Source organism: Actinoplanes sp. NPDC000266 (assembly GCF_042899005.1).
In the GTDB taxonomy this organism is placed as follows: domain Bacteria; phylum Actinomycetota; class Actinomycetes; order Mycobacteriales; family Micromonosporaceae; genus Actinoplanes.
Genome location: NZ_JBIAZI010000016.1, coordinates 74,433 through 100,276 on the forward strand (window position 1 = coordinate 74,433; position 25,844 = coordinate 100,276).

Below are 25,844 nucleotides of genomic sequence, written 5' to 3' on the forward strand. Positions count from 1 at the left end.
CCCGTAAGCCTCAGAGGGACAGCAGCCGGTTGAGGATGTCGCGATATCCGCGCAGCTCGACGCGCAGCTTCTCGGTGTCGTCGGCGTTGCCGCCCAGGGCGTCCCGCTGCGACTTCAGCGTGCTGGTCAGCTTGTCGACGACCTCCTCGACCAGGCGCGACGCCTCGGCCGTGGCGTCCTTGGGGTCGTCCACGAAGCGCAGCTGGATGTCGCGGAAGCGCTCGGTGAAGGCGTCACCGTCCGGCAGCAGGCGATCCGCGGAGGGCTGCGACGCGGCCGGAGCCGCCGCGGCCGCCGGCGCGGCGTCCAGGGGCTCGCCCGACTCGGGCTCGACGGCGGTCGGGCTGTCGAAGGTCCCGTCGTCCTTGACGGCGTCCGCCGGGCGGGAGTCGTCGCGGTCCGCAGCCCTGTCGTCCGAGGCCCTGCGGTCCGAGTCCGAGTCCGAGTCCAGGGGCAGGTCGACCTCTGAGGCCGGGTCGGCGTCCAGCGGCTTGCCGGTCTCCGGCTCCACGGCGGTCGGGCTGTCGAAGCCACCGTCGTCCCGGATCGCGGCGGCCTGGTTGGTGTCGATCCGCTCGGTGGTCGCCGCTTCATCGGAGCCGTACGTCGTGCCGCTGTCGCGGCGCTCGCGCTCGTCGTCGAGGTCGACCGGGGTCGCGGCCGGCGCGTCGCCCGGCCGGTCGCTCCACGGCGACCCGGCCCGCTGCGGCGGCACGGTCACCGGCTCGGACGCCACGTGCTGCGTGCGCTCGGGGTCGTCGTGCGCGTACTCCGCCTCGTTCTCTTTCTCGTTGGAGAAGAACTTCATGTCGGTGGGCTCCTAGCGGCTGGTGTCGCGGGCGGGGTGGTCGTCGGCCTCCCGAGGGGTGGGCGCCGGCGTGGTCTCTCCATTGCGGACGGTGTTGGTGTCAGTAGTACCAGCAACCGGGTCCGTGCCGAGCAGATCGGCGAACAGCGCCCGGTAGTGGACCAGTGCCTGCCGCAGGTCCTCGGTGCCGGCCTCGCCGTCGGTGTTCCGCTGGCTGATCTCGTGAGCGTCGCGGTAGTGGCCGAGCGTGCTGGCGTGCTCCACCGACAGGTCGGCGAGCCGCTCGTCGTACTGTCCGGTGGGATATCCGCGCTCGGCGATGAGCCGGGTGACCAGCTCGTCGGCGGTGGTCACGGCCTGCGTGGGGTTGTCGACGAACTGGATCTGGACCTCTTCCCAGGCCGCCGAATATTTCGCCTGCGCCTCGGGCGACAGCGGCTTCAGCTCGAACGACGCGTGCCGCTTCTCGCGCTCACGCAGCTCTTTCTCGGCTTCCGTGCGGCTGCCGGTGTCGGCCACCACCCGGTCGTACTCGGGTCCGAACGTGCTCTGCAGCTTCTTGCGCCGTCCGACCTGGACGCCGTAGATGACGGCGGCGATCACGACCAGGACGACGACGATCAGGATGATCGTGAGTGTGGGGGACATCGGGGCCTCCTCCTTCGTCCTCCCCGATATGCCCACCCATGGTGTGTCGTCAATCGCATCTGCTCCACGAAGGTGCGCTGTCGTAACAACGACTCGCCGAAACCCCAGGACAAACAGGACCTAAGACCCTCATTTCCGTACGCCGGGGAGGTGGCTCCCGTAGAAAGAGTTACGTATTCTGCCGAGGGCGTACGCCGTCGCCGAGCCCTCGGTCGGAGCCCTGATGAGAACCACCCGCTACTGGTCGATCCGTTCGAAGATCATCGCGTTGGCCGCCGTGCCGTTGACCGCGCTGCTGGCGTTGTGGCTGTTCGCGACCGCGCTCACCGCCGGCCCGGCGTTCAACCTGCTGTCGGCCCGCACGGTGCTCGACACGATCGGCAACCCCGGCATCGAGCTGGTCGGCCACCTCCAGCGCGAGAGGCTCTTCACGGTCGAATACCTCTCGGCCAAGGGCCCGATCCCGGGCACCCTCACCGAGCAGCGGGCCGCCACCGACCGGGCGATCGCCGACTTCCGCCGCCAGGCCGGCAGCGAGCGGGCGCTCGGCGCCGCCAGCGACGCGCTGCGCTCGCGCGTCGGCCAGTTCTTCACCCAGCTCGACAGCCTGGCCGGCAACCGCGACCACATCAACCGCCGCGCGATGGACGCGATCGGCGGGCAGAACTTCTACAACAGCGTCATCGCCTCCGGCTTCCAGACCTTCGCCGCCACCGCCACCTTCGACGACGAGCGGATCGACCGCGAGCTGCGCGCGCTCACCACCGTCGGGCAGGGCCAGGAATATCTGAGCCGGGTCGACGCCCTGGTCGGCGGGGCCACCGCACGCGGCCTGTTCGACCCCGAGACGCGCGGCCAGCTCATCCAGGACGTCGGCACCGCCCGCTTCCTGCTCAGCCGTGGCGTCGAGGACATGGCGGCGAGCGACCGCACCGCGTACAACGAGATGAGCGGCGGCGACACCTTCAGCCGCCTCGACGCGCTGCTCACGGCCCTGGTCCAGCAGAGCCGCGACGGCGTCGTCTCACCGGTCAGCAGCGGCGAGTTCCGGCCCACCTATGTGGCGGCCGCCCGCGAGCTGCGCGAGTTCGAGACGGCGGCCACCGACTCGCTGACCGACCGGGCCCGCCCGCTGGCCGAGAACATCCTGGTCCGGCTCGGCCTGGCCGCGATTCTCGGCCTGGCCGCCCTGGCCTTCTCGGTCTACCTCTCGGTGCGGGTCGGCCGCTCGATCGTCGGCCGCCTGCGCCGCCTGCACGGCGAGGCCCGCGAGATGGCCACCGAGCGGCTGCCGACCGTGGTCCGCCGCCTCCAGCGCGGCGAAGAGGTCGACGTGAACGTCGAGACGCCCCCGCTGGCGTACGGCCACGACGAGATCGGCCAGCTCGGGCAGGCCTTCAACGAGGTGCAGCGTACGGCCGTGCAGTCGGCGGTCGAGGAGGCGAGCGTCCGGCGCGGCCTCAACGAGGTGTTCCTCAACATCGCGCGGCGCAGCCAGACGCTGCTGCACCGCCAGCTCGCGCTGCTCGACCGGATGGAGCGGCGCGAGACCGAGCCGCAGGAGCTGGAGGACCTCTACCGGGTCGACCACCTGGCCACCCGCATGCGGCGCCACGCCGAAGACCTGGTCATCCTGGCCGGCGCCGCGCCCGGCCGGGGCTGGCGCAACCCGGTGCCGGTGATCGACGTGATCCGCGGCGCGATCAGCGAGGTCGAGGACTACAAGCGGGTCGACATCCGCTCGGTCGAGTCGGCGTCGGTGCTCGGCCGCGCGGTCGGCGACGTGATCCACCTACTGGCCGAGCTGCTGGAGAACGCGGCCTCGTTCTCGCCTCCGCACACGAGGGTCCAGGTCTCGGGTCAAGTTCTTCCCAACGGGTACGCCATGGAGATCGAGGACCGGGGTCTCGGCATGACCACGGAGGCGATCGACGAGGCGAACCGCCGCCTGGTCGAGCCGCCCGACTTCGACCCGGCCGACAGCGCGCGCCTGGGCCTGTTCGTGGTGGCCCAGCTCGCCAACCGGCACGGCATCCGGGTGTCGCTGCGCGCGTCCGCGTACGCCGGCGTGACCGCGATCGTGCTGGTGCCCGGCGATCTGGTGGCGCCCGGCGCGGGCCTGACCGCACTGCCCGCCGCGGGCAAGGACCGTCCACTGGTCGGCTCCGGCACCGACGACCCGTCCCGGCATTCGCTGGCCGAGCTCCAGTGGCAGGGCACCGAGGAGCTGCGCCAGCTCACGGTCCCCGGCCGCCCGGTGACCATCAACGGCACGGCCACCCCGTCCCCGACCACCCCGTCCTCGGCCGAGCCGGAGCCGGAGCCGGCCGGCGGCCAGCACCGCGCCCCGGCCACCGCCGGCGGCCCGTCGCCGAGCGTCATCGCCGAGGGCCTGACCGAGGAGGGCCTGGTCCAGCGCAAGCGGGTCCGCCGCCCGATCGACCTGGCCACCACCGACGCCGCGGACACAGTGGCCGGCGCCACCGCCCCCACGATGCGCCCCACACCAGACCCGACACCCAGCACGGCAGCGGCCGAGTCCGTCTCGTCGGTCATGCCGACCTCGGCCGCGCCGCTCTTCCCGACCGCGCTGCCGACGGGAGCGCCCTCGGCGGCGCCCACCTCCGCCGCGCCGATGTTCGTCGCTCCCACCTCGCCGGCTGCGCCGCCGGCACGCCCGGCGCCTGGGGCCCAACCGGCGCCGCCGGCGGGTCTGACACCGGACGCCCGCCCGGCGCCGGCGGCCCGCACCTCGCCCGCCATCACGCCGACCTCGCCCGGGGCGCCGCTGGCGGAGACCGAGGACGGGCTGCCCAAGCGCGTCCGCCAGGCCAGCATCGCCGCGCAGCTTCGCCGCCAGGCCGGTGCTCCGCCGCCGGCCGCCGAGGACGAGCCCTCGGCCACCCTCCGCTCGCCCGAGCAGGTCCGCAGCATCATGAGCGCCCTCCAATCCGGAACGACCCGTGGACGCATCGACGCCGCCCGCTATCTCGGTAACTCCCCGGAGCGGAATAGCCACTCAAAGACCTCTCGTGCAACGGATTCCGTTTCTGAAGAACGGTCTAATCCGGACGACACGGGCAACGAACGTCCCTCGAACGGCGGATCCTTTGCGGATGCGGCTACCGTCAGTTTCCCGGCGATCGTGAACGCGGCGATCGCCCGCGATCAGAAGTCCGGGGGCGGAGAGAGCGCGGCCGATCCCGAAAGCAACGACGTGACACGGCCGGAAAAGGACGCATAAGTGACACAGACGAAGCAGAGCGCGAACCTCACCTGGCTCCTCGACGATCTGGTCGAGCGGGTGCCCACGGCGCAGCAGGCGGTCGTCCTCTCCGCCGACGGCCTGCTGATGGGTGCCTCGGCCGGTCTGCGCCGTGAGGACGCCGAGCACCTGTCGGCCATGGCCGCCGGCTTCCAGAGCCTGGCCAAGGGCGCCAGCCGCCACTTCCGGGCCGGGCCGGTGCGCCAGACGGTGGTCGAGATGGAGTCGGCCTTCCTCTTCGTCACCGCCGCCGGGCACGGCGCCTGCCTGGCCGTGCTCGCCTCCAGCGACGCCGACCTGGGCCTGATCGCCTACGAGATGGCCATGCTGGTGACCCGCGTCGGCCAGAACATGAGCGCGCCGGAGCGCTCGGCGGTGGCACCGTCCGATGCCGGCTGACTTCAACCGCGTGGCGCACGACTGGCTCGACAACGAGGCCGGGCCGGTCGTGCGCCCGTACGCGATGACCCAGGGCCGCGTGGTGCCCGACGGCGGCGAGCTCGATCTCGTCGCCTTCGTCGTCGCGACCACCGGCGGGCCGGCCGGCGAGGGCACGTCCCTCCAGCCCGAGCACCACGCGATCGTCGCCGCGGCCTGGGAGCCCATCTCGATCGTGGAGCTCGCCGCCGGCCTCGACCTGTCGATCGGTGTGGTCCGGGTTTTGCTCGGTGATCTACGCTCGGCGGGGCTCATCTCGCTGTACGAACCCCCGGCGGCCTCCCAGCCGCACGACGTCGACGTACTCAAGGCGGTTGTCAATGGACTCCGTGCGCTCTGACGGTGGCGGCCGCGAGGGCCGCATCCCGGTCGCGCTCAAGATCCTGATCGCCGGCGGTTTCGGCGCCGGCAAGACCACAATGGTCGGCTCGGTCAGCGAGATCCGCCCGCTGCAGACCGAGGAGGTCCTGACCGGCGTCGAGGGCGCGGACAGCGTCGACGGCGTCGAGACCAAGACCACCACCACGGTGACCATGGACTTCGGCCGCATCACGATCACCGAGGACCTGCAGCTGTACCTGTTCGGCACTCCCGGTCAGGACCGTTTCTGGTTCCTGTGGGACGAGTTGTCGCAGGGCGCCCTGGGCGCGGTGGTCCTGGCCGACACCCGCCGCCTGGCCGACTGCTTCCCCTCGATCGACTACTTCGAACAGCGTGGCACCCCGTTCGTGGTGGCGGTCAACTGCTTCGAGTCCGAGCAGCGGTTCGGCGCCGACGCCGTGTCCCGCGCCCTCGATCTCGACGGTGACGTGCCGGTCGTCCTGTTCGACGCCCGCGAGCCTCAGGCCGCCCGCAACGTTCTCATCGAGCTGGTCGAATACGTGGCCCGCCGCCAGCTGACGTCGGCCTCGAGATAGTCAGAGGGCGATCAGGCGCGGTTCGAGCTTCCGGAACGCCTTGGCCGTGAGCAGCCGCCGGTGCACCAGTTCGTCGGGCCGGCGGAACGGCCGCCCGGCGACGATGCCCGCGGCCACGGCCGGCGGGAGCTTGGCGTGCCGTACGAGGTCGTCCACCGCCACGTGGTTGATGTCGATGAGGCCACCGTCGTCGTAGGGGCGGGAGACGCCGGCCCGTCCCACGCCGGCGTGCCGCGCCCGCGCCGGGTCGAGCGCCGCGAACAGCCGGAACTGCTCGCGCAGGTACCACTCTCGTGACCGCGTGGCCGAATGGGTGGCGATCACCGCGCCGTGCACCGACGACGCGAAGATCGTGACCAGGAAGGTGAGGATGCCGATGTTCTCGGCCACACTCTCCGGCTCCTCGATGGGCGTCGGGTCGACACCCATGGCGATCACCGCCACCACCACCGCGAGGAAGTAGACGGCGGCCGGGATCAGCAGCCGCCGGTCGCGGTGCCGGGCCGCCGCCACCGCGAAGTAGATCCACGACCCCAGCGACAACGTCACCAGCGGAAGCCCGGCCGCGAAGACCACTTCGAGGTACGGAATCGGCGGCCCGGTTCCGGACAGGCCCGGAAAGGGCAGGGGAGCGGCCGGACCGGGCTGAGCCGGAGCCGGAGCCGGAGAAAACGGAACGGGCGCCGGCGCGGCAGGCGGTCCCGGTGGCGGCTCGGGCGCCGGCACGGCAGGCGGCCCGGGCTCCCCGCGCAGGATGGTCCGGTGCGTCTCCTGGAGCAGCTCGCCCGGCTCGATGCCGAACTCGTCCAGCAGATAGCTGCGGGCCTCCCGGAACGTCGCCAGCGCCTCGGCCTGCCGCCCGCTCCGGTAGAGCGCGATCATCAACTGCGCCCGCAGCCCTTCGCGCAGCGGGAACTCCCCGATCAGCCGGGTCAGCTCCGGGATCAGCGCCGGATCGCGGTCCTGCGAGAGCTCGGCCCACCTCTCCCACGCCGTCGCCCGGGCCTCGGCGAGCCGTGCCCGGGCCGCTTCGAAGACCGGCCCGGTCAGCCCGGCCAGCGCCTCACCCCGCCACAGTTCCAGCGCCGTGCGCAGATCCGAGGGTGACGACGACGGCGCCGTCACCGTTGCCATGAACTCGTCGGCGTCGAGGGAGGCATCGAGGGAGGCGTCGCGGGAGGCATCGCGGGAACGGCCGGTGATCTGGAGGACGTAGCCACTGCCGGTCAGGGCCAGCAACTCGCCCGGCGTGCGCGGGGCGCGCGACGGATCGAGGACGCGGCGCAGGCCCGCCACGTATTTCTGCACCACGTTGGCGCCGTTCTCCGGCGGGTCGTCGCCCCACACCGCGTCGACGATCTGGTGGGTCGGCACCGGCCGGCCGGCGTGCAGCAGCAGGACGGCGAGCACGGCGCGCTGCTTCGCCGGCCCCAGATCGACCGGCGTGCCCTCGCGCAGCACCCGAACATCGCCGAGTATCTCGAATCGCAGCGCGGCACCCCCCGATTGAGCTGCGCGAACGTCATTCGGCAGTGGAACGGCAGCGGGCAGCAGCATAACCGCAGAGCGACGGCAGCACCCTCCCGGAGGCTTCAGGGCAAGCAACCCGAGCCGACCGAAAGAACACGACTGATGAAGACCTCCAAGCTCACCCTCGGCCTCGCCGCTGCCTTCGCATTGTCCGTCTCCGGCTGCGGCCTTCTCGCCGACGAACCCGCCAAGGTCCTCGCGGAGTCACCGCGGGAAACCCTCCTGAAGACCGTCCCGGACGAGAACACCGAGGCGTACGCGTTCGACGTCAAGGGCGCCGTCCAGCCGATCGCGGGCATGCTCGACGCTCCGAAGAAGACCACCCAGTTCAAGGTCACGCACGCCGAGGACGGCGTCACCTTGTCGATGTCCGCTCTGCTCATCGAGGACAAGAGCTGGATGCGCGTCTCGCTCACCGGCGCCCCGGGATTCCCGGCACTGCCGAAGAAGTGGATGCCGATCGACCCCAAGAAGATCAAGAACCCGGACGATGTGCCGACCGGTTACGAGGACGAGCTCGACCCCGGTTACGCCGATCTGATCATCCGGTCGTCCGACGACGTGCGGGTGACCAGCCCGGACCACTACGCCGGCACCACCGACCTGACCGCCTCGACCGAGGCCGAGATCGTCGAGGACGCCACTCTGACCGCCCTCGGCGAGCGGGCCAAGGCGGTGCCGTTCGAGGCTGTCGTCGGCCCCGAGGGCCACCTGAGCATCCTTCTCGTCAAGATCCCGGCGGCGGGCAAGGCCAAGCCGGTCAACTACAGGGTGACGTACGCCGGGTACGGCCGTACGACCACACCGACGGTCCCGGCCGACACGGCCAAGCCGACCGAGGCCGTCTACGACCTTCTGAACAGCTGACACACCCCGGATCGCCGAGGCGGTCGCGCGGATCAACGGGGGTCCGCGCGGCCGCCCCGGTCCATGAGGAACCGCGAAGAAACATGTGCGAACTCTGCGGACGTCTGGTGCTGGGCCTGACCGGCCACGACTGGACCCTGCTGCCCTGGATGGCCGCCGGCGGGGCCGGGGTGATCGCCGGGCCGTGCCACGTCAGCTGCCTGCACGAGTGGGGTGTGGCCGCCGAATGGGCGAAGGCCGTCGAGGCGTACCACTGCAGTCGCTGGCCTTTGTTCCTCGAAGGGAAGGGCTGGCGCCTGCACGCGAGCCCGCGCGTCCGCCGCCTCCATCTGTGGAGTTCCGACGGGCGGCTCGCTTCTTTCCCGTACGCCTCGATCGCCTCGGACCCGCCGAGCGTGACCGCCGACCTCGCGGAGGTGGGCAGCGCGCACGCCGAGCTCCTGCTGGCGGCGATGGGCACGGCCGAGACCGGCGTGGCGGTGCCGCTGTCCCGGCTGATCGACGGCCTGGCACTGGCCGACCGCTATCCCGGATGTGTGGGCTCGGTTGCCCGGGTGATCCGCAACGCCGGCACGGCCCGCCGCCCGGAACCGGTGGACGTCCTCGAGTCGAGCGTCGAACTGACTCTGGAAACGGGCTGCCGTCGAGCGGCGCGCGAACTTGTGATGGGATTCAGGACATGAGCGATGAGCTGATCTTCGTCGGGGGCTACACGGGCGACAAGGGTGGCGACGGCGAGGGCATCGCTCTGCTGCGCCGCGATCCGGCGACCGGCGTCCTGACCCACCTGGGCACGGCCGTACGCACCCCGTCGCCGTCGTTCCTGGCCCAGCATCCGAGCCGGCCGATCCTGTACGCGGTGAACGAGCTCGACCCGGACGGCAGCGTCAGCGCGTTCACCGTCTCGCCGGACGGCGGCCTGACCCCGCTGTCGGTCCAGCCGACCGGCGGCGGCGACCCGGCCCACCTGTCGGTCACCCCGGACGGCCGGTTCCTGCTGGTCGCCAACTACGCGAGCGGCTCGGTCGCCGTGCATCCGCTCGACGCCGAGGGCGCTCCCGGCGAGCGCTCCGACCTGCTCGGCCTGGCCGGCCAGGGCCCGGTCGCCGACCGGCAGGCCGGCCCGCACGCCCACATGGTCGTGCCCGTGCGCGACGACGTGCTCATCGCCGACCTGGGCTCCGACCGCGTGTGGCGTACCCGGCTCGACCCGGTGGCGGGCCGGCTGACGATGCTGCCCCCGGCCGTGACCGCCAAGCCCGGCACCGGCCCGCGCCACCTGCGCTGGACGCCGGACGGCGCGCTGATGCTGGTGGGCGAGCTCTCCGGCACGCTGAGCTGGTGGCGCCCGGCGGTGGACGGCACGCTCGAGCCGGCCGGTGAGGCCGCGACGACCACGGCCGAGGGTGACAACTTTCCCTCGGAGCTCATCGTGCGGGCCGACGGCCGCTTCGTCTACGTGGCCAACCGTGGCGCCAACACGATCGCCACGTTCGCCTGGGACGGCGACGACGCGACGCTGGTGGCCGAGACGCCCACGGGCGGTGACTGGCCGCGCCACATGATCCTTCTCGGGGATCACCTCTACGTAACCAACCAGCGATCACAGAGCGTCACCACGTTCCGGATCGACGCCGAGACCGGAGTGCCCGTCCAGCAGGGCGAGCCGACCGCCGTCGCCAGCCCCACGGCCCTGCTGCGCTGGACGATCACGACAAAAGAGGCATAGAGGTTAACCGGAAGAAAACGGTCAGTGCGCGGTAGCTGATCGAGAGGACGTCATCACCGTCGGTCACGCAGGGTGCCAACAATCCCAATCCGAGTAACTTTCGCCCGAACGTATATGGCATTCGCCTTCGGTGATGCGCACAATCGAGCGCGTGTCAGGCCGCCATCGTAGAAACTTCAATGCAAGAGGAGCTGGCGTCGTCGGAGCCGCGATGGCGATAGTCGTCGTCTTGGCCGGGTCGTACCTCGGCTACCAGCAGCTTTCCGACAAGGGGTGCACCGGTTCGATCCGGTTGACCGTCGCCGCCGCCAACGAGATCCAGCCCGCAGTTGATCAAGCTGCGCAACGCTGGGTACAGGACGGCGCTAATGTCGACGGCACCTGTGTCGCAGTCAGCGTCGTCAATACGAATTCGTCGACCATGGCCGCCGCAGTCGCCGGCGAGCACAAGGTCCAGCTGACCGGGCTCGGCACCGCGCCCGAGTCGGTCAAGGTCCCGGACGTGTGGATCCCCGACTCGTCGACCTGGCTGCTGCGGCTCAAGGCCGAGGCGCCGGGCTTCGCTCCCACCGACCAGAAACCGATCGCGCAGAGTCCCGTCGTGGTCGCCATGCCCAAGCCGATCGCCGAGAGGATCGGCTGGCCCGACAAAGAGCTGAGCTGGGGCACGCTGCTCAACCAGATGTTGACCAGCACCACCCTCAACACGGGCATCGTCAACCCGTCGCTCGACGCCGCCGGCCTGGCCGGCCTGCTCGCGCTCGGCCAGGCGGCCGGCTCGGGTGAGAAGGCGCAGTCGACGAAGGTCTCGGCGATCAAGGGACTGGCCAACAGCGCCTCGGCCCTGCGCGACGATCTGCTCCAGAAATTCCCGAAATCGGCCGATCCGAACGACATCGCGCAAAGCCTCGGCGCCGCGCCGCTGTCCGAGGAGGACGTGGTCGCGTACAACGCCGAGAAGCCGGCCGTTCCGCTGGTCGCGCTCTACCTCAACCCGAGCCCGCTGCCGCTCGACTACCCGTACGCGGTGATGCCCGAGGTCGACCTCCAGAAGACCAAGGTCGCCGAGGGTCTGCGGACCCAGCTCGCGAGCGCGTCCTTCAAGAACGCGCTGGGCGCGGCCGGCCTGCGGGCTCCCGACGGCTCGTTCGGCGCCGGCTTCTCCCGGCCGCTCGGCGCGCCCGACGCCTCGCCGGCGGTCACCAAGCCGGCGGCCGGCGGCGGCGAGAACGCCGGTGGCACGGCTGCGGCCGGTCTCGACGCCAGCACGCTGGCCCAGGTGCTCGGCAGCTGGAACGCCATCACGCAGCCGGGCCGGGTGCTCGCGGTCTTCGACGTCTCGGGCTCGATGAAGGACCCCGTGCCCTCGGCCAACAACCAGTCCCGGGCCCTCGTGACCCAGAAAGCCGCGGCCGCGGGCCTGAGCATGTTCGACGACAAGTGGGCCGTCGGCGTGTGGCTGTTCTCCACCGAGATGAACGGCAAGAAGCCCTGGAAGCAGGTCCAGTCGATCAAGCCGCTGGCCTCGTCCCGCACGCAGATCGCGGGCGCGATCCCGCAGATCGTGCCGAAGTCGGGCGGCGACACCGGCCTCTACGACACCATCCTGGCCGCCTACGGCGAGGTCAAGAAGACGTACCAGCCCGGCAAGGTCAACTCGGTCATCCTCTTCACGGACGGCAAGGAGGAGAACCCCGACGGCATCAGCAAGGAGAAGCTCCTGGCCGAGCTGAAGAAGCTGAACGACCCGAAGGAGCCGGTCCGCCTGGTGATCATCGGTATCGGCGACGGCATCGACGAGCCGGTCCTCCAGCAGATCGTCAAGGTCACCCCGGCCGGCGGCGTCTTCATCGCGAAGGACCCGGCGCGTATGGCGTCGATCTTCGCCGAGGCGATCGGCCGCCGCACCGGCGCCACCGGCTGACCGCCGAACAGCGTGACCCGGGGCCGTTCCTCTCAGAGGAGCGGCCCCGGCCAGTCGAGGCACACGGCCACCGCGTCGTCCTCGAGATCCGCGTCCTCCAGGTGGGTCCGCATGTCACCAAGAAGTGACCGGACGGCCTGCAACGGGGCGAGGGACCCGGTATGCCGTACGAAACGGGCCAGCGCCGCCCCGGTGACCGCCTCATGGACGCCGTCGCTGACGATCATCAGCCGGTCGCCGGGGCGCAGCGTGAAGGCCTGCACCCGATAGTCGGTGTCCTCGAACATGCCGAGCGGGAACTGCGCGGCCAGCTTGTGCTCGGTCACAACGCCGTCGCGCAGGAACAACAGTTGGGGTGACCCGGCGTCGACCGCCAGCACCTCGCCGGTGGCCAGGTCGACCTCCAGCATCAAGGCCGAGACGTACTGGCCGCCGCGGTGCTGGGCATAGACCGCCTGGTCGGCCAGGGCGGCCTGGTCGGCCAGCCCGATCCCGGCCCGCCGGGCGTTGCGCAGCGCGTACGTGGCCAGCGCCGTGAGCAGGGCCGCCTGCACGCCGTCGCCCATCCCGTTGAGAACGCTCAGGAAGAGCCGGCCGTCGTGCTCGGCCCAGTCGAAGCTGTCGCCGCGCACGGCGTACGACGGCTCGAGCTGCCCGGCCAGGCTGAACGAGGGCCGGACCCGGCTGCGACCGGGCAGCAGCTCCCACTGCATCTCGGCGGCGAGGGTGAGCCGCTTGGTGCGGGCCGCCGTCCGGTAGCGGTCGGTGCCGGCCGCCGCGGACTGCAACTCGTGCCCCAGCAGGGTGGCGATCTCGGCCAGCTCGCCCCGCCGGTCGGGGTCGTCCGGGACCGGCGCGGCCCGCAGCACCCCGATCCGCTCACCCCGGGCGGTGACCGGCAGGTGGACGGCGGCGTCGTCGATCACCTCGGACTGATGGTCGAAGCTGCGCCAGGCCGGGTCGCCGGGGTGGGTGACCGGTTCGCCACCGAGCAGCGGCAACAGGGCCGCGAGCCGATAGTCGACCAGGTAGACCTCGGTGTCGTCGAGGGCATAGGCGTTCGCCAGGGCGCCGGCCAGACGCTCGGGTACGACGTCGGCGGCCGCCTCGGACAACGCCCGCCGGACCGCTTGTAGCCTGTCGATCAATGGCGACCTCCTCGAACAGATCGGCCCGTACCGGTAGTCTCTGCTGCACCATGGCCGTTTACCAGGGGCCGGACGGGCCGGACCCGATGCACGCCGCGGCGATCGACGACGCGGCGCAAGCCCTGCTGCTCGCCTGGGACGTGTCCCGCGAGCAGGTGACCCCACGTCTGTCGTCCGTGCAGCTGAGCGCGCTGCTCGCCGTCGAGCGGTCCGAGGGCCTCAATCTCGGCGGTCTGGCCGCCGAGTTGTCCATGCTGCTGTCGTCGGCCAGCCGGCTCTGCGACCGGCTGGTCGCCTCGGGCCTGGTCGAGCGGGTGCCGGGCCGGGCCGACCGGCGCGAGATCGCGCTCTATCTGACCCCGGCCTCGCGGGCGCTGCTGACCGAGCTGCGGCGCATCCGCCGCCAGTCGATGACCACGGTGCTCGAGAAGATGTCGCCCGCCGGACGGGCCGCGCTGCTGCGGGGGCTCACCGAGTTCGCCGCCGCCTCGGGCGAGAGCGGCGAGTCCGCCGCCGCACAGACGGCCTGAAGCGCGAGCCACGCCGCTCAGGCGGGCTGCAGCACGGGCCACGTCGCTCAGGCGGCCTGAAGCGCGAGCCACGCCGCCGGATCGTCCTGCACGGCCCGGATCACCGCGTCGGCCGCCCCGCGCACGGCCGCGTCGGCGCCGAGGCTGGCCGGCCGCAACGTGACCGGGGCGAGCCCGGCGGTCAGCACCCGCCGGCGCAGCTCGGCCTCGATGCCGGGGCTCAGCTCGGTGAACAGCGGCGCGTATCCGCCTCCGAGCACGATCACGTCGAGGTCGAGCAGGTTGACCACGGCCGACAGGGCGATGCCGAGCGCGGAGGCGGCCAGCGCCGGATCCTCCGCGACCATGGTGGCGCCCGCGTACTGCTCCAGGCAGCCGTTGGCGCCGCAGCGGCAGGGGCGCCCGTCCGGATAGACGGTGACGTGGCCGATCTCACCGCTCCAGCCGCGCCCGCCGCGGTAGAGGTCGCCGTCGATCACGATGCCGGCGCCGATGCCGACCTCGCCGGAGACGTAGACGAAGGTCGGCTCGCCGTCGCCGGCCCGCAGCTCGCCGAGGGCGGCCAGGTTGGCCTCGTTGTCGACGGTGATCGGCAGGTCGGCCAGGGCCGGCGTCCCGCGCAGATAGGCGATCGGGTCGACGTCCTGCCAGCCGAGGTTGGGCGCGACCCGGACCAGGCCGCCGGGAGCGACCAGACCGGGCACGGCCAGCGCGGCCCCGGCCAGCGTCAGGCCGTCCTCGGCGGCGGCCGCGCGGGCCCGCGCGGCCAGCTCGCCCAGCCCGGCCAGGGTGGGTGAGCGGTCCATGAAGCGATGCCGCACGGCCCCGGTGAGATCGACCACGCAGGCCGCCAGATAGTCGACGTTGATTTCCAGGCCGAGGCCGGCCGGGCCGTCGGGGGAGAGGGCGAGCGCGGTGGCGGGCCGTCCGGCGCCGCTGCGGGGCGCGGGGCCGTGCTCGGTGAGCAGGCCGCCGGCGATCAGGTCGTCGACCAGGGCGCTGACCGTGGCGCGGGTGAGACCGGTGGCGCCGGCGATCGCGGCCCGGGACGGGCGATCTGCGTTGTTTACCACTGTCTGCAACACCAGTGCGAGATTGTGGGCCCGCACGCTCGATTGACGGACGGGCGCCCGGGAAGGACTTCTCAGACGACCGTTCACGGCCTTGACAATGCCACACGGCCGCCAAATAATTCAACCACTAAACAAATCCGAGCTGTTACGTGGAGGTAACCGTGCCGGTCCAGCCCACACGCGAAGACAAGTTCTCATTCGGCCTCTGGACGGTCGGGTGGCAGGCCCAGGACGCGTTCGGTTCGGCCACGCGTCCCCACCTCGACCCGGTCGAGGCCGTGCACAAGCTCGCCGAGCTCGGTGCGTACGGCATCACGTTCCACGACGACGACCTGGTGCCGTTCGGCGCCGACGCGCAGACTCGCGACGGCATCATCGCCGGGTTCAAGAAGGCCCTCGAAGAGACCGGCCTGATCGTCCCGATGGTCACCACGAACACGTTCAGCCACCCGGTCTTCAAGGACGGCGCGTTCACCAGCAACGACCGTTCGGTCCGGCGCTACGCGCTGCGCAAGGTGCTGCGCCAGGTCGACCTCGCGGCCGAGATGGGCGCCAAGACCTTCGTGCTCTGGGGCGGCCGCGAGGGCGCCGAGTACGACGTGGCCAAGGACATCAACGCCGCCCTCGACCGCTACCGCGAGGGCCTCAACCTCGTCGCGCAGTACTCCGAGGACAAGGGCTACGGCCTGCGCTTCGCCATCGAGCCCAAGCCGAACGAGCCCCGCGGCGACATCCTGCTGCCGACCCTCGGTCACGCGATTGCTTTCACGTACGAGCTGGAGCGCCCCGAGCTGTTCGGCATCAACCCGGAGACGGGTCACGAGCAGATGTCCAACCTCAACTTCACCCAGGGCATCGCCCAGGCGCTGTGGCAGGGCAAGCTCTTCCACATCGACCTGAACGGCCAGCACAGCGTCAAGTTCGACCAGGACCTGGTCTTCGGCCACGGTGACCTGCTCAACGCGTTCTCCCTGGTCGACCTGCTCGAGCACGGCCCGATCGGCGGTGGCCCCAAGTACGACGGCCCCCGCCACTTCGACTACAAGCCGTCGCGCACCGAGGACTTCGACGGCGTGTGGGAGTCGGCCAAGGCCAACATGCGGATGTACCTGCTGCTCAAGGAGCGCGCGCAGGAGTTCCGGGCCGACCCGGCCGTGCAGGAGGCGCTGCGCGCCAGCAAGGTGCTCGAGCTCGAGACGCCGACCCTCAACCCGGGCGAGACCTACCAGGACCTGCTCAACGACAAGGGCGCCTTCGAGGAGTACGACGTCGACGCGGCCGGCGCCCAGGGCTACGGTTTCGTGAAGCTGCACCAGCTGGCCATCGACCACCTTCTCCGCGCGAACTGAGTTAGGGAAGACATGACCCTCGTAGCCGGGATCGACAGCTCCACCCAGTCCTGCAAGGTGGTCATCCGCGAGGCGGAGACCGGCAAGCTGGTCCGTCAGGGCCGGGCGAGCCATCCGGAGGGCACCGAGGTGCACCCGGACGCCTGGTGGGCGGCCCTGCAGGAGGCGATCGAGCAGGCCGGTGGCCTGGACGACGTGGCCGCGGCCTCGGTCGCCGGCCAGCAGCACGGCATGGTGGTGCTCGACGAGAACGGCGAGGTGGTCCGCCCGGCGCTGCTGTGGAACGACACGCGCAGCGCCGGCGCGGCCGCCGACCTCATCCAGGAGCTGGGTGGGGGCGAGAAATGGGCCGAGGCGGTCGGCATCGTGCCGGTCGCCAGCTTCACCCTGACCAAGCTGCGGTGGCTGGCCCGCAACGAGCCGGAGAACGCGGCCCGGGTGGCCGCGGTCTGCCTGCCGCACGACTGGCTGACCTGGAAGCTCACCGGGTCGACGAACATCGACGACATCAGGACCGACCGCAGCGACGCCAGCGGCACGCTCTACTGGTCGGCGCGGACCAACGAATACCGGCTCGACCTGCTCGAGCTGGGCTTCGGTCGGCGCATCAAGGTTCCCGAGGTCCTCGGGCCCCAGGGCATCGCCGGGCATCTGCCCAACGGCGCCCCGCTCGGACCGGGCGCCGGCGACAACGCGGCGGCCGCCCTCGGCACCGGCGCCGGCACCGGCGACGTCATCGTCTCGATCGGCACGTCGGGCACGGTCTTCGTGTCGTCCGACGTCTCGCCGAGCGACCCGACCGGCACGGTGGCCGGGTTCGCCGACACCACCGGCCGGTTCCTGCCGATCGTGGTCACGCTGAACGCGGCGCGGGTGCTCGACGCCGCGGCCAAGCTGCTCGGCGTCGACCACGCCGAGCTGTCCCGGCTCGCTCTCAGCGCGCCCGCCGGTGCGGACGGGCTCGTGCTCATCCCGTACCTCGAAGGAGAGCGCACGCCGAACCGCCCCGATGCCACCGGCGCGATTCACGGCCTGACCCTGAAGACGTCCGACCCGGCCCACCTGGCCCGGGCCGCCGTCGAGGGCATGCTCTGCGCGCTCGCCGACGGCCTGGACGCCCTGGTCGCCAACGGTGCCACGGCCAACCGGATCGTGCTGGTCGGCGGCGGAGCGCGCAGCGAGGCGGTCCGCCGTGTCGCGCCCGAGCTGTTCGGACTGCCGGTGCTGGTCCCGCCGCCGGGTGAGTACGTGGCCGATGGCGCGGCCCGTCAGGCGGCCTGGGTGGCGCTCGGCGGCGATGAGCCGCCGGTGTGGTCGGCCGAGCCGCCCGAGACGTACGAGGCCACGCCCGTTCCTCTCATTCGGCAGCAATACGCGGCCGCTCAGAACGCGGTTGTCGATAAGCCCCGCTAACCTTTGCGGGTGAGCAGAGGCGGGAGCGCCCATCGCGCGTACAGCGTGGTGGTCTTCGTGGTCCTCGCCTCGCTCGACAATGTCGCCATCGGCCTGGTGCCGCCGCTCTACGGCAGCATCGGGGACGCCTTCGGGGTCGGCGAGGCCCGCATCGCCCTCGCCACCACGATCATGTTCCTGATCAGCGCGGTGGCGGCGATCGGGTTCGCGTACGCCGGGGATCGCACCGACCGCAAGCCGGTGCTGATCCTCGGCACGGCCATCTGGGTGGCCGGCACCGCCTGGTCCGGCCTGTCCGGCAGCTACGGCAGCTTCCTGACCGCTCAGATCGTCGCCTCGTTCGGCCTGGGCGCGGTCGCCTCGGTGAGCTTCGCCGTGGTCAGCGACCTGATCTCGCCGCGCCGCCGCGGCCTCGTGATGAGCTTCTGGGGCCTTTCCCAGGGCGTCGGCACGCTCGCCGGCACCCTCGTCGGCGGTTTCCTCGGCCACACCGACTGGCGCGAGCCGTTCCTGGTCACCGCGGCTGTCGGCGTGGTCGCGGGAGTGGCCTACCTGTTCACGTACAACGTGCCCCGTGGCGACAGCCAGCCCGAGCTGGCCGGCGTCGACTACGACGAGCGGATCCACCACGACCACCTGCCGGTGATCCTGCGCCGCCGCACCAACATCTGGCTGATCCTGCAGGGCAGCACGGCCCAGATCGCGCTCGGCTCGCTGGTCTGGCTGCCCGTCCTGTTCCGCTCCCGGGCCGAGGACCAGGGATATACGGCCGGCACGGCGGTGCTGGTGGGCAGCGCCTTCGCCACCCTCTTCCAGCTCGGCGGCGCGCTCTCGATCCTGGGCGGCCTGGCCGGCGACCGGCTCCAGCGGCGTACGCCCCGGGGCCGCGCCCTGGTCGCCGCGGTCGGCGTCCTGGCCGCGGTGCCCTTCTACATCGTGCTGTTCTTCGTGCCGATGGAGATCGACGTCCCGGACGGCGGGAGCACGGGTGCGGTGGTCGGCGCCGTGCTGGGCAGCGTCTTCACCTCGCCCACGGTCGGCCTGTGCCTGGCCACCGCCGTCTTCGCGCTGATGCTCACCTCGGCCAACTCGCCGAACTGGTTCGCGCTGATCGCCGACGTCAACCCGCCGGAGCATCGCGGCACCGTCTATAGCCTCGGCAACCTGGTCAACGGCTTCGGCCGGGCCGGCGGCAACGCGATGGTGGCGGTGGCCTTCCGCGGGCTGGCCGGCGCCTTCCCGCCGCCGCTCAACTACGCGGTCGGCCTGGCCGCCTTCCAGCTGTTCTGGGTGCCCACCGGGGTCATGTTCTGGCTGGCCAGCAGGACGGTGGCGAAGGACATGTCCGATACACACGCCGCCCTGCTGGCCCGCGCGGCCCAGCTAGAGCATCGCCCAGACGGTGACGTCGGCGGGGACCCGCCCGTCGCCGTCGAGGGGCTCGCTGCTCAGCAGGACGGTGGCCCCGGCCGGTAGCTCGGCGCTCTCCTCGCCGAAATTGGTCACCACCAGCAGGTCTGCATTCCGGAATTCCAGTACTTTGTCAGACTTGCGAGACCAGCTCAGCGTGCCGCTGCCGAGGCCGTGCTCTCGGCGGGTGGCCAGCGCGGTCCGGTAGAGCTCCCAGGTCGAGCCGGGAACACCCTGCTGACGGTCGGCCGCGTACTCGGCCCAGACGGCGGGCTGCGGCAGCCAGCTCTGGTCCGAGGGCCCGAAGCCGTACGACGGGGCGTCGGCCTCCCACGGCAGCGGCACCCGGCAGCCGTCCCGGCCCCGCTCGGTGTGCCCCGACCGCTCCCACGCCGGGTCCTCACGGAACTCGTCCGCCATCGTCGTGTGCTCGGGCAGCCCCAGCTCCTCACCCTGGTAGAGGTAGGCCGAGCCGGGCAGCCCGAGCATCAGCAGCGTGGCCGCCCGGGCCCGGCGCAGGCCGAGCGCCGTGTCCGGCTGCGGGTCCCCGGCGCCGATGCCGTGCATCCGCGCCTGCCCGACCGGATAGCCGAGCCGGGTCGCGTGCCGCACCACGTCGTGGTTGGACAGCACCCAGGTCGTGGTCGCCCCGACCTCGTCGTTGGCCGCCAGCGACTCGTCGATGATCTCGGCCAGCCGCACCGGGGCCCACGGGGCGTCCAGATAGGGGAAGTTGAAGGCCTGGTGCATCTCGTCGGCCCGCACGTAGCGGGCCAGGCGCGACGCCGGCTGCACCCACGCCTCGGCGACCAGGATGCGACCGCCCTCGTACTCGTCGAGGACGGAGCGCCACTGCTGGTAGATCGCGTGGACGCCCTCCTGGTCCCACATCGGCGGCGGCGGGCCGGCCGGCTCCAGGCCGCCCAGGATCTGGCTGGTCGACGTCCAGTCGGTCAGGTCCTTGTCCTTGATCAGGCCGTGCGCGACGTCGACCCGGAAGCCGTCGACGCCCCGGTCGAGCCAGAACCGCAGGATGTCCACGAACTCCGACCGGACCTCCGGGCTGTCCCAGTTGAGGTCGGGCTGGGTGACGTCGAACAGGTGCAGATACCACTGACCGTCCGGCAGCCGCTCCCAGGCCGGGCCGCCGAAGACGCTCTGCCACGAGTTCGGCGGCTCCGAGCCGTCCGGGCCCTTGCCGTCGCGGAAGATGTAGCGCGCCCGCTCCGGGCTGCCCTTCGGCGCCGCCAGCGCCGCGCGGAACCACTCGTGCTCGCTGGAGGTGTGGTTGGGCACCAGGTCGACGATGAGCTTGAGCCCCAGGTGGTGCGCCTCGGCGATCAGCTTGTCGGCGTCGCCGAGGTCGCCGAAGCGCGGGTCGACCCCGCGGTAGTCGGCCACGTCGTAGCCGGCGTCGTGCTGCGGGGACGGATAGAACGGTGAGAGCCACACGGCGTCGATGCCGAGGTCTCGCAGATAGGGCAGGCGCCCGGTGATGCCGGGCAGGTCGCCCATCCCGTCGCCGTCGCTGTCGGCGAACGAGCGGGGATAGACCTGGTAGATGACGGCGTCGCGCCACCAGTGTTCAGTGCGGGGCATAACCCCAGGCTAATCGTCGAGGATTGCCGCGAATCGTTCCTCGGCCAGGTCGAGCTGATCAAGGATGTGGTCCTTGGCCGCGATCGACAGCGGGGTGTCCGGGCGGCCGACCAGCTCACGGAGCTTGGGGACGAGCGGGCGGTACTTCACGGCCGCCTTGAACGCCTTCTCCGGGGTGGTGTGCACGACGCCGACCCCGTTGTCGGTGAAGTCCGAGACCTTGATCACCCGGGCCCACGGGTCGCGCTCCAGGTTGTCCGCCACGTGCTGCCGATATTGCTCGTGGCGGTCCCGGCGAGGGTCGTACTCCGGGTTGGTGACCGAACGGACCAGCTCGGCCGTGCGCGGGCCGAAGCGGCGGGCCAGCTCGGCGATCGCCGCGTCGGTCAGCTCCTGATAGGTGCCGGTGGCACGGCCGGCCAGCTCGGCCGGATGGTCCTCGACGGCGTCGTGCAGCAGGGCCGCGGTGAGCACGTCGACGTCGCGGACCCCGTAGTACTTGATGATGCGGATGGCCACCCGGAGCAGGTGGTTCAGATAGGGCTCGCGCACCCGTCGATCGTTCGCGTGCAGTCGCGCCGCCAGGTCGAGCGCCTCGACCAGCCGCTCCCGCTCGTCGTCCGGGAACGACTCGAGCTCGAGCAGCAACCGCTCGCGGAGGCCGGCTTCGCCGTACACCTCGGTGATCGCGTGCAGCGGCATCGACAGCAACATCCGTGGCGCCATGCCGAGAACGTACCGGACACGTCAGCCGTTGGTGGGTGTGCGCATCGGAACCGGGCGCGGCGAGGGCCGCCGCACGGTCGGCGTGGCGATCGTGGCCTGCTTGAGCGACCACGGGACGGCGCCCGCGTTCTCGGCGTGCACGCCCCGGCGCGGCGTGCCGGCGCCGTCGGTGAACTCCTCCTCGGTCATCGCCTGCAGCGCGCTTAGCGCCACCCCGACGATGGTGGCGGCGGTGATCAGGGTGATCGGCACGATCATGGTGAGCGGCCGGAAGCCGTCGACCACGACCGTGCCGAGCGGGTCGAGGTGCACCGACATCGCGGCCATGCCCGTGTAGTGCATGCCGCAGACCGCGACGCCCATGATCGCGGCGGCGCCGCTGATCGGGGCCCAGCCGCGGACCGAGATGGCGAACCAGAGCGCCACCGTCGACGCGACCACCGCGATGATCGCCGAGGCGACGACGAGGGCCAGGTTGTAGCGCATGTCGCCGGCCACGTGCATGCCGTACATGCCGGTGTAGTGCATGGCGAGCACCCCGCCGCCGGTCAGCACGCCGGCCGCGATCACCTTGGGCAGGCTGCGCCGGCCGTGCCCGACGATCAGCAGGCCGGTGCCGACCGCGGCCACCGCGAAGACCAGGCTCAGCACGGTCATCGGGATGTCGAAGCGCACCGGGCTGTCCGGCACCTCGAAACCGAGCATGGCGGCGAAGTGCATGAGCCAGATGGCGCCGCCGCCGATCGCGAAGGCTGAGATGACCAGCCAGCGGTTGCGCCGGCCCCGCGTGCGGGCGTCCCGCGCTCGCGCCGTGCCCAGCAGGCCGAAGAACGAGCCCAGAAAGGCCAGCAGATAGGCGGCCAGCGGATTGAAGACGCCGTACGTGAAGTGATGGACCTCGGCCACGACAGAGCCACCTCGCGAGAAAAGATCGAAAGATTTCCGCGAGTGATTCAGTCAGCAATCGGGGGAAGGTCATCGCACGGCGAGTGCGGCACCCCCACGAGATGAGCCGGGGCCACCCGTTCAGGTGGCCCCGGCTCTGTGGTTTACCGGGGGATTGAGGTTGTCGTAGCGGGGGATCAGGTGAAGATGCTGACGCCGCCGGGGCCGACCAGCAGGCCCACGATGATCAGCACGATTCCCCAGAGGAGCTGCCGCCGGAAGAGGGCGAGGATACCGGCGACCACCAGGATGACTGCGAGGATCCAAAGGAGTACGTCCATACGCCTCAGATACCCGGGTGCCCGATTTCGGAAACGTGTTTATCCGACGGTCGTAAGTGACGATTCGATCTCGCCGCTGAGCAGCTGATAGACGTTGTACGCCTGCTTGATCACCGGGTGCGCGACGTTGCGTACGGGCACCCCTCCGGGCGTACGGCCGCGCTCCGATCCATGGTGTGCGTGCCCGTGCAGGGCGAGCGTGGTGGGGGCCGAGTCGATGGCCTGGCCGAGCTGGTAGCAGCCGAGGAACGCGTAGATCTCCAGCGGCTCACCGGTGAGCGTCTCCGGCACCGGCGCGTAGTGGGTGAGGGCCACCAGCGCGTCCGCCTCGACCGAGTGCAGGGCCTCGCGGAGGGCGGCCGCGTACCGCTCGGAGGTGCCGACGAAGTCCTTCATCTCGCGCTCGCCGAAGTTGCTGGCGCACGCCCCGGCGAACCCGCCGCCGAAGCCCTTGGTGCCGGCGATGCCGAGCCGGTGCCCGTTGATCTCCAGCACCGTCGCGGCGCCCTCCAGCACGGTGATGCCGGAGTCCTGGAGCACGTCGGTGACCTGGTCCTGAAGATCGCTCTGATGGTCGTGGTTGCCGAGCACCACGACGACCGGAACGGCCAGGCCGCCGAACTCCTTGGCGAAGCACCGGGCCTCCTCGACGGTGCCGTGCCGGGTCAGGTCCCCGGCCACGAGCAGCGCGTCGGCGCGGTCCGGCAGCTCCTCGAGGGCGGGCCGGTAACGGCCCACCACGTCCTTGTCCACGTGGACGTCGCCCACGGCGGCGATCCGGATCATGAAATCTCCTCCACCTCACTGGGCGCCTGTGCCCGCGTGATGCCGATGTCGCAGGTGATCTCCACCTCGGGGAAACGCGTGGTGATCTGCCGGCAGATCTCGTCCCGGCGCTGCGTGCTCTCCACCTCGCCGCCGAGCACGATCGAGTGCTCCCGGCGCTGGACCGTGATGCCCTGCTCGGCGATCCGGTCGTGCTCGGTCAGCAGCCGCTGGATCTCGGCCTCGAGATCGATGTCATTCGTCATAGGTCCCGGCCCTTCATTTGGTTGCCAGCGCCTCCGGCAGCGGGACGACGTCCAGCCGGTCCAGCAGGATCAGAAACGCCTCGGCATACGGTGACTTGCTCGTCTCCCGCCGGACCCGGTCCCAGTCGATCTGCTCGCGCAGCGACCGGGCCACCGGAAGTCCGGTGGCGAAATCGCAGTAGTGCTGGCTGTAGCTGAGCAGCTTGTGGATCATCAGCTGGCTGGCCGAGAGCACCGGCATGTAGATGGCCTCGACCGAGATCTGCTCGGTGTCGCGCAGCGTCTCGTCGGTCACCGGCGTCTCGACCGGCCGGTAGATCAGATCGACCATCCGGTCCTCGTCGTAGACCTTGACCAGCCAGTCCTCCGGCGGCTGCTCGGTGCGGAAGCCGGCCTTGGCCAGCTCGGCCAGCGCCTGCTCCTTGTCCTGCTCACGGAGCAGGAAATCGACGTCGTGGTCGCTGGAGTGGCCGCCGTGCGCCCATACCGCGAAGCTCCCGCCCAGAGCGAACGGGATGGCCGCGGCCTTGAGCGTCGAGGCGACCTTCTTCAACGTGGTGGCCAGGCCCTCGTCCACCTGGTGCGGCATGACGTTCTCCCCCTGTCGGCGTATGCGGTCCCGTGCCGATTACGACTACCCGGGCGCCCCCGCGTTTGAACCGCCGACCTCGGGGATCTTCGGGCAAAACCCACTGCAACCCCCATTTTGGTACGGAGTTGAGCGCCGTCGCCGGAAAACCCGATGTGCACCTGCCGGTTACCGTTGGTTGGCATGACCCTTCGCACGATCGCCCTGATCGGCATCGACGGCTCCGGCAAGACGACGCAGGCGCACCGGCTGGCCGATGAGCTCGCCGCAGCCGGCCTGCCCGCCGTCTACCGGCGCAACGCGGGCGGTCGCCACTGGGTCGGAAAAGTGGCCGTCCGCCTCGGCCGGAGCGACGCCGACGACCTGATCGGCCGCCGCGGCATGCTCTTCGTCGAGTCGGTGCTGCGCTGGCTGGCCATGCTGCGCACGCTGCTGTGGCGTGTGCTCACCGGCGGCGTCGTGGTCATGGACCGCTATGCCTACTGCCAATACGCGAGCCTGCGGGCCCGGGGCGCCCGTCCCGCCGCCGAGCGCCGGGCCCGCCTCGCCTACCGCCTCTTCCCGCGCCCGGACGTGACCTTCCTGCTGGCCGTCGACCCGGCGGTGGCCCAGCGGCGGATCGACGCCCGGGGCTACGACCACGAGTCGATGGCCTATCTCACCGCAGCCGACGCCGCCTATCGCTCACTGCCCGAGTTCGCGTCGTTCGTGGTGATCGACGCCAACGGCACCCCGGACGAGGTCTCCGCGGCCCTGCACGCCGCGCTCGCCTCCAGCCCGGTGGCCCGGCGTCGCGGCCTGCTCCTGGCCGGCGCGGCCGCGCTGGCCGGCATGCTCACCGTCGTCGGCTACCAGTTCGCGGAGCTTCTCTAAACGGGTAGTTCCGCGCCGGTGGTCGGCTTCGAGGCGTCCGAGGCGAGGAAGAGCAGCACCGAGGCGATCTCCTCGGCGCTCGGCCACTTGCTGAAGTCCGCGTCCGGCATGTCCCGCCGGTTGGCCGGCGTGTCCACGACCACGGGCAGGATCGTGTTGCACCGCACGCCGCTCTTCTTGTATTCGGTCGCCACGGCGTTCGCGAAGGCCACCACGGCCGCCTTGGAGATCGCGTAGCCGGACCCGCCCGGGAACGGCGCCCGGGCCGCCCGCGCCGCCACGCAGACCACCGAGCCGCCGCCGGCCGCCACCAGGTGGGGGAGGGCGGCCGCGGTGACCAGATAGGTCGGCCGCAGGTTGGCCGTGAGCATCGCGTCGAGCCCGGCGATCGGCGTCTCGGCGATCAGCCCGCCGACCGTGAATCCACCGGCCAGATTGACCACCGCGCGCAGCGGAGCGCCGTTCTCGGCCGCCGCGGCCTCCACGGCCGTGGTGACATCCGTCTCGTTCCGGAGGTCGGCCTCCACCGCCAGGGCACCCTTCGGCAGCCGTCCGGACGACCCCGGACGGATCGGGGCGACCACCCGCCAGCCCTCCGCCACGAATCTCTCGACCGCCGCCGAGCCGATGCCACCGGCCCCGCCGGTGATCAGAACCGTGCCCTCGCCCATGTGCCCTCCCGCTGTGTTCTTCGTCACCCCGGCCATCCGGATGGTTCGGGATGTCCGAACCGTTGTCGAACGGTGGGTCA

At 71.2% G+C, this 25,844-nt stretch carries 26 protein-coding genes; 13 read left to right on the forward strand and 13 right to left on the reverse strand.

Annotated elements, in window-relative coordinates; genetic code table 11:
• Positions 1-10: 10 nt before the first annotated feature.
• Both ACFY36_RS45345 and ACFY36_RS45350 read right to left on the reverse strand, forming a co-directional pair.
• Positions 11-808 carry a hypothetical protein gene (locus tag ACFY36_RS45345; RefSeq protein ID WP_499752134.1) on the reverse strand — a complete coding sequence of 266 codons (798 nt, stop codon included), beginning with the start codon at positions 806-808 and terminating at the stop codon, positions 11-13.
• Between the two features lie 12 nt (positions 809-820).
• Entirely contained in the window at positions 821-1,456 is a 636-nt protein-coding gene (locus tag ACFY36_RS45350) for a hypothetical protein (RefSeq protein WP_499752135.1), read from the reverse strand.
• Between the two features lie 223 nt (positions 1,457-1,679).
• On the opposite strand from ACFY36_RS45350, the gene ACFY36_RS45355 reads away from it, so the two are divergent.
• Genes ACFY36_RS45355 through ACFY36_RS45370 form a run of 4 tightly spaced genes read left to right on the forward strand, consistent with a single transcriptional unit; the run spans position 1,680 to position 6,076 of the window.
• Positions 1,680-4,700 (forward strand): sensor histidine kinase, encoded by a 3,021-nt coding sequence (locus tag ACFY36_RS45355; RefSeq protein WP_499752136.1) that lies wholly within the window; start codon positions 1,680-1,682, stop codon positions 4,698-4,700.
• Positions 4,701-5,120 (forward strand): roadblock/LC7 domain-containing protein, encoded by a 420-nt coding sequence (locus ACFY36_RS45360; RefSeq protein ID WP_097319743.1) that lies wholly within the window; start codon positions 4,701-4,703, stop codon positions 5,118-5,120.
• The gene (locus ACFY36_RS45365; protein WP_499752137.1) at positions 5,110-5,499 is read left to right on the forward strand and encodes a DUF742 domain-containing protein; all 390 of its coding nucleotides are present in this window, start codon (positions 5,110-5,112) and stop codon (positions 5,497-5,499) included. The genes ACFY36_RS45360 and ACFY36_RS45365 overlap by 11 nt, the downstream gene beginning before the upstream one ends.
• Positions 5,480-6,076 (forward strand): GTP-binding protein, encoded by a 597-nt coding sequence (locus ACFY36_RS45370; RefSeq protein ID WP_499752138.1) that lies wholly within the window; start codon positions 5,480-5,482, stop codon positions 6,074-6,076. Before ACFY36_RS45365 ends, ACFY36_RS45370 begins: the two co-directional genes overlap by 20 nt.
• Here ACFY36_RS45370 and ACFY36_RS45375 read toward each other — a convergent pair whose 3' ends face one another.
• The gene (locus ACFY36_RS45375) at positions 6,077-7,537 is read right to left on the reverse strand and encodes a BTAD domain-containing putative transcriptional regulator (RefSeq protein WP_499752139.1); all 1,461 of its coding nucleotides are present in this window, start codon (positions 7,535-7,537) and stop codon (positions 6,077-6,079) included.
• A gap of 171 nt (positions 7,538-7,708) precedes the next feature.
• Here ACFY36_RS45375 and ACFY36_RS45380 point away from each other — a divergent pair, with 171 nt between their 5' ends.
• From ACFY36_RS45380 to ACFY36_RS45395, 4 genes are all read left to right on the forward strand, one after another.
• Positions 7,709-8,473 (forward strand): hypothetical protein, encoded by a 765-nt coding sequence (locus ACFY36_RS45380; RefSeq protein WP_499752140.1) that lies wholly within the window; start codon positions 7,709-7,711, stop codon positions 8,471-8,473.
• An 83-nt stretch (positions 8,474-8,556) separates the two neighbouring features.
• Complete coding sequence (locus ACFY36_RS45385; protein ID WP_499752141.1) at positions 8,557-9,156, forward strand: hypothetical protein; 600 nt, start codon at positions 8,557-8,559, stop codon at positions 9,154-9,156.
• Positions 9,153-10,202 carry a lactonase family protein gene (locus ACFY36_RS45390; RefSeq protein ID WP_499752142.1) on the forward strand — a complete coding sequence of 350 codons (1,050 nt, stop codon included), beginning with the start codon at positions 9,153-9,155 and terminating at the stop codon, positions 10,200-10,202. Before ACFY36_RS45385 ends, ACFY36_RS45390 begins: the two co-directional genes overlap by 4 nt.
• Before the next feature lie 211 nt (positions 10,203-10,413).
• Positions 10,414-12,126, forward strand: a complete 1,713-nt coding sequence (locus ACFY36_RS45395) for a VWA domain-containing protein (protein ID WP_499752143.1) — start codon at positions 10,414-10,416, stop codon at positions 12,124-12,126.
• A gap of 32 nt (positions 12,127-12,158) precedes the next feature.
• Here ACFY36_RS45395 and ACFY36_RS45400 read toward each other — a convergent pair whose 3' ends face one another.
• A complete protein-coding gene (locus tag ACFY36_RS45400) occupies positions 12,159-13,274 on the reverse strand; it encodes a PP2C family protein-serine/threonine phosphatase (RefSeq protein ID WP_499752144.1) in 1,116 nt (371 codons plus the stop codon).
• 50 nt (positions 13,275-13,324) lie between these two features.
• Between ACFY36_RS45400 and ACFY36_RS45405 the strand changes: the two genes are divergently transcribed.
• The gene (locus ACFY36_RS45405; protein ID WP_499752145.1) at positions 13,325-13,804 is read left to right on the forward strand and encodes a MarR family winged helix-turn-helix transcriptional regulator; all 480 of its coding nucleotides are present in this window, start codon (positions 13,325-13,327) and stop codon (positions 13,802-13,804) included.
• Positions 13,805-13,851: 47 nt separating this feature from the next.
• Here the strand turns inward: ACFY36_RS45405 and ACFY36_RS45410 are convergent, their stop codons facing one another.
• Positions 13,852-14,889 carry an ROK family protein gene (locus ACFY36_RS45410; RefSeq protein ID WP_499752146.1) on the reverse strand — a complete coding sequence of 346 codons (1,038 nt, stop codon included), beginning with the start codon at positions 14,887-14,889 and terminating at the stop codon, positions 13,852-13,854.
• A gap of 149 nt (positions 14,890-15,038) precedes the next feature.
• Here ACFY36_RS45410 and xylA point away from each other — a divergent pair, with 149 nt between their 5' ends.
• From xylA to ACFY36_RS45425, 3 genes are read left to right on the forward strand one after another with little or no spacing between them, the layout of a single operon-like run.
• Complete coding sequence (gene xylA / locus ACFY36_RS45415) at positions 15,039-16,226, forward strand: xylose isomerase (protein ID WP_499752147.1); 1,188 nt, start codon at positions 15,039-15,041, stop codon at positions 16,224-16,226.
• A gap of 12 nt (positions 16,227-16,238) precedes the next feature.
• Complete coding sequence (gene xylB, locus ACFY36_RS45420; RefSeq protein ID WP_499752148.1) at positions 16,239-17,639, forward strand: xylulokinase; 1,401 nt, start codon at positions 16,239-16,241, stop codon at positions 17,637-17,639.
• 9 nt (positions 17,640-17,648) lie between these two features.
• Positions 17,649-19,115, forward strand: coding sequence for an MFS transporter (locus ACFY36_RS45425; protein ID WP_499752149.1), 1,467 nt, complete (start codon positions 17,649-17,651; stop codon positions 19,113-19,115).
• Here the strand turns inward: ACFY36_RS45425 and ACFY36_RS45430 are convergent.
• From ACFY36_RS45430 to ACFY36_RS45460, 7 genes are all read right to left on the reverse strand, one after another.
• Positions 19,023-20,648, reverse strand: a complete 1,626-nt coding sequence (locus tag ACFY36_RS45430; protein ID WP_499752150.1) for a glycoside hydrolase family 13 protein — start codon at positions 20,646-20,648, stop codon at positions 19,023-19,025. The two genes, ACFY36_RS45425 and ACFY36_RS45430, sit on opposite strands and share 93 nt — an antisense overlap.
• A 9-nt stretch (positions 20,649-20,657) precedes the next feature.
• A complete protein-coding gene (locus ACFY36_RS45435; protein WP_499752151.1) occupies positions 20,658-21,374 on the reverse strand; it encodes an HD domain-containing protein in 717 nt (238 codons plus the stop codon).
• Positions 21,375-21,395: 21 nt separating this feature from the next.
• The gene (locus tag ACFY36_RS45440) at positions 21,396-22,280 is read right to left on the reverse strand and encodes an MHYT domain-containing protein (protein ID WP_499752152.1); all 885 of its coding nucleotides are present in this window, start codon (positions 22,278-22,280) and stop codon (positions 21,396-21,398) included.
• A gap of 176 nt (positions 22,281-22,456) precedes the next feature.
• The gene (locus ACFY36_RS45445) at positions 22,457-22,600 is read right to left on the reverse strand and encodes a GPGG-motif small membrane protein (RefSeq protein ID WP_179855124.1); all 144 of its coding nucleotides are present in this window, start codon (positions 22,598-22,600) and stop codon (positions 22,457-22,459) included.
• A gap of 39 nt (positions 22,601-22,639) precedes the next feature.
• Positions 22,640-23,386 (reverse strand): metallophosphoesterase family protein, encoded by a 747-nt coding sequence (locus ACFY36_RS45450; RefSeq protein ID WP_498695097.1) that lies wholly within the window; start codon positions 23,384-23,386, stop codon positions 22,640-22,642.
• On the reverse strand, positions 23,383-23,631 hold the full coding sequence (locus tag ACFY36_RS45455; RefSeq protein WP_499752153.1) for a hypothetical protein: 249 nt from the start codon (positions 23,629-23,631) through the stop codon (positions 23,383-23,385). Before ACFY36_RS45455 ends, ACFY36_RS45450 begins: the two co-directional genes overlap by 4 nt.
• A 13-nt stretch (positions 23,632-23,644) precedes the next feature.
• Positions 23,645-24,220 carry a nucleotidyltransferase gene (locus ACFY36_RS45460; RefSeq protein WP_499752154.1) on the reverse strand — a complete coding sequence of 192 codons (576 nt, stop codon included), beginning with the start codon at positions 24,218-24,220 and terminating at the stop codon, positions 23,645-23,647.
• A 183-nt stretch (positions 24,221-24,403) separates the two neighbouring features.
• On the opposite strand from ACFY36_RS45460, the gene ACFY36_RS45465 reads away from it, so the two are divergent.
• Positions 24,404-25,093 (forward strand): dTMP kinase, encoded by a 690-nt coding sequence (locus tag ACFY36_RS45465; protein WP_499752155.1) that lies wholly within the window; start codon positions 24,404-24,406, stop codon positions 25,091-25,093.
• Here ACFY36_RS45465 and ACFY36_RS45470 read toward each other — a convergent pair.
• A complete protein-coding gene (locus ACFY36_RS45470; protein WP_499752156.1) occupies positions 25,090-25,791 on the reverse strand; it encodes an SDR family NAD(P)-dependent oxidoreductase in 702 nt (233 codons plus the stop codon). The genes ACFY36_RS45465 and ACFY36_RS45470 overlap by 4 nt on opposite strands.
• Positions 25,792-25,844: the final 53 nt, after the last annotated feature.

Bases quoted from the DNA above. Each gene is read 5' to 3' on its own strand.
- ACFY36_RS45380 (WP_499752140.1), top strand. From the start codon at position 7,709: ATGAAGACCTCCAAGCTCACCCTCGGCCTCGCCGCTGCCTTCGCATTG.
- ACFY36_RS45450 (WP_498695097.1), bottom strand. From the start codon at position 23,386: ATGATCCGGATCGCCGCCGTGGGCGACGTCCACGTGGACAAGGACGTG.
- ACFY36_RS45390 (WP_499752142.1), top strand. From the start codon at position 9,153: ATGAGCGATGAGCTGATCTTCGTCGGGGGCTACACGGGCGACAAGGGT.
- ACFY36_RS45395 (WP_499752143.1), top strand. From the start codon at position 10,414: ATGGCGATAGTCGTCGTCTTGGCCGGGTCGTACCTCGGCTACCAGCAG.
- ACFY36_RS45405 (WP_499752145.1), top strand. From the start codon at position 13,325: ATGGCCGTTTACCAGGGGCCGGACGGGCCGGACCCGATGCACGCCGCG.
- ACFY36_RS45465 (WP_499752155.1), top strand. From the start codon at position 24,404: ATGACCCTTCGCACGATCGCCCTGATCGGCATCGACGGCTCCGGCAAG.
- ACFY36_RS45460 (WP_499752154.1), bottom strand. From the start codon at position 24,220: ATGCCGCACCAGGTGGACGAGGGCCTGGCCACCACGTTGAAGAAGGTC.
- ACFY36_RS45430 (WP_499752150.1), bottom strand. From the start codon at position 20,648: ATGCCCCGCACTGAACACTGGTGGCGCGACGCCGTCATCTACCAGGTC.
- ACFY36_RS45345 (WP_499752134.1), bottom strand. From the start codon at position 808: ATGAAGTTCTTCTCCAACGAGAAAGAGAACGAGGCGGAGTACGCGCAC.
- ACFY36_RS45385 (WP_499752141.1), top strand. From the start codon at position 8,557: ATGTGCGAACTCTGCGGACGTCTGGTGCTGGGCCTGACCGGCCACGAC.
- ACFY36_RS45370 (WP_499752138.1), top strand. From the start codon at position 5,480: ATGGACTCCGTGCGCTCTGACGGTGGCGGCCGCGAGGGCCGCATCCCG.
- ACFY36_RS45455 (WP_499752153.1), bottom strand. From the start codon at position 23,631: ATGACGAATGACATCGATCTCGAGGCCGAGATCCAGCGGCTGCTGACC.
- ACFY36_RS45350 (WP_499752135.1), bottom strand. From the start codon at position 1,456: ATGTCCCCCACACTCACGATCATCCTGATCGTCGTCGTCCTGGTCGTG.
- ACFY36_RS45355 (WP_499752136.1), top strand. From the start codon at position 1,680: ATGAGAACCACCCGCTACTGGTCGATCCGTTCGAAGATCATCGCGTTG.
- xylB (WP_499752148.1), top strand. From the start codon at position 16,239: ATGACCCTCGTAGCCGGGATCGACAGCTCCACCCAGTCCTGCAAGGTG.
- ACFY36_RS45365 (WP_499752137.1), top strand. From the start codon at position 5,110: ATGCCGGCTGACTTCAACCGCGTGGCGCACGACTGGCTCGACAACGAG.
- ACFY36_RS45445 (WP_179855124.1), bottom strand. From the start codon at position 22,600: ATGGACGTACTCCTTTGGATCCTCGCAGTCATCCTGGTGGTCGCCGGT.
- ACFY36_RS45435 (WP_499752151.1), bottom strand. From the start codon at position 21,374: ATGGCGCCACGGATGTTGCTGTCGATGCCGCTGCACGCGATCACCGAG.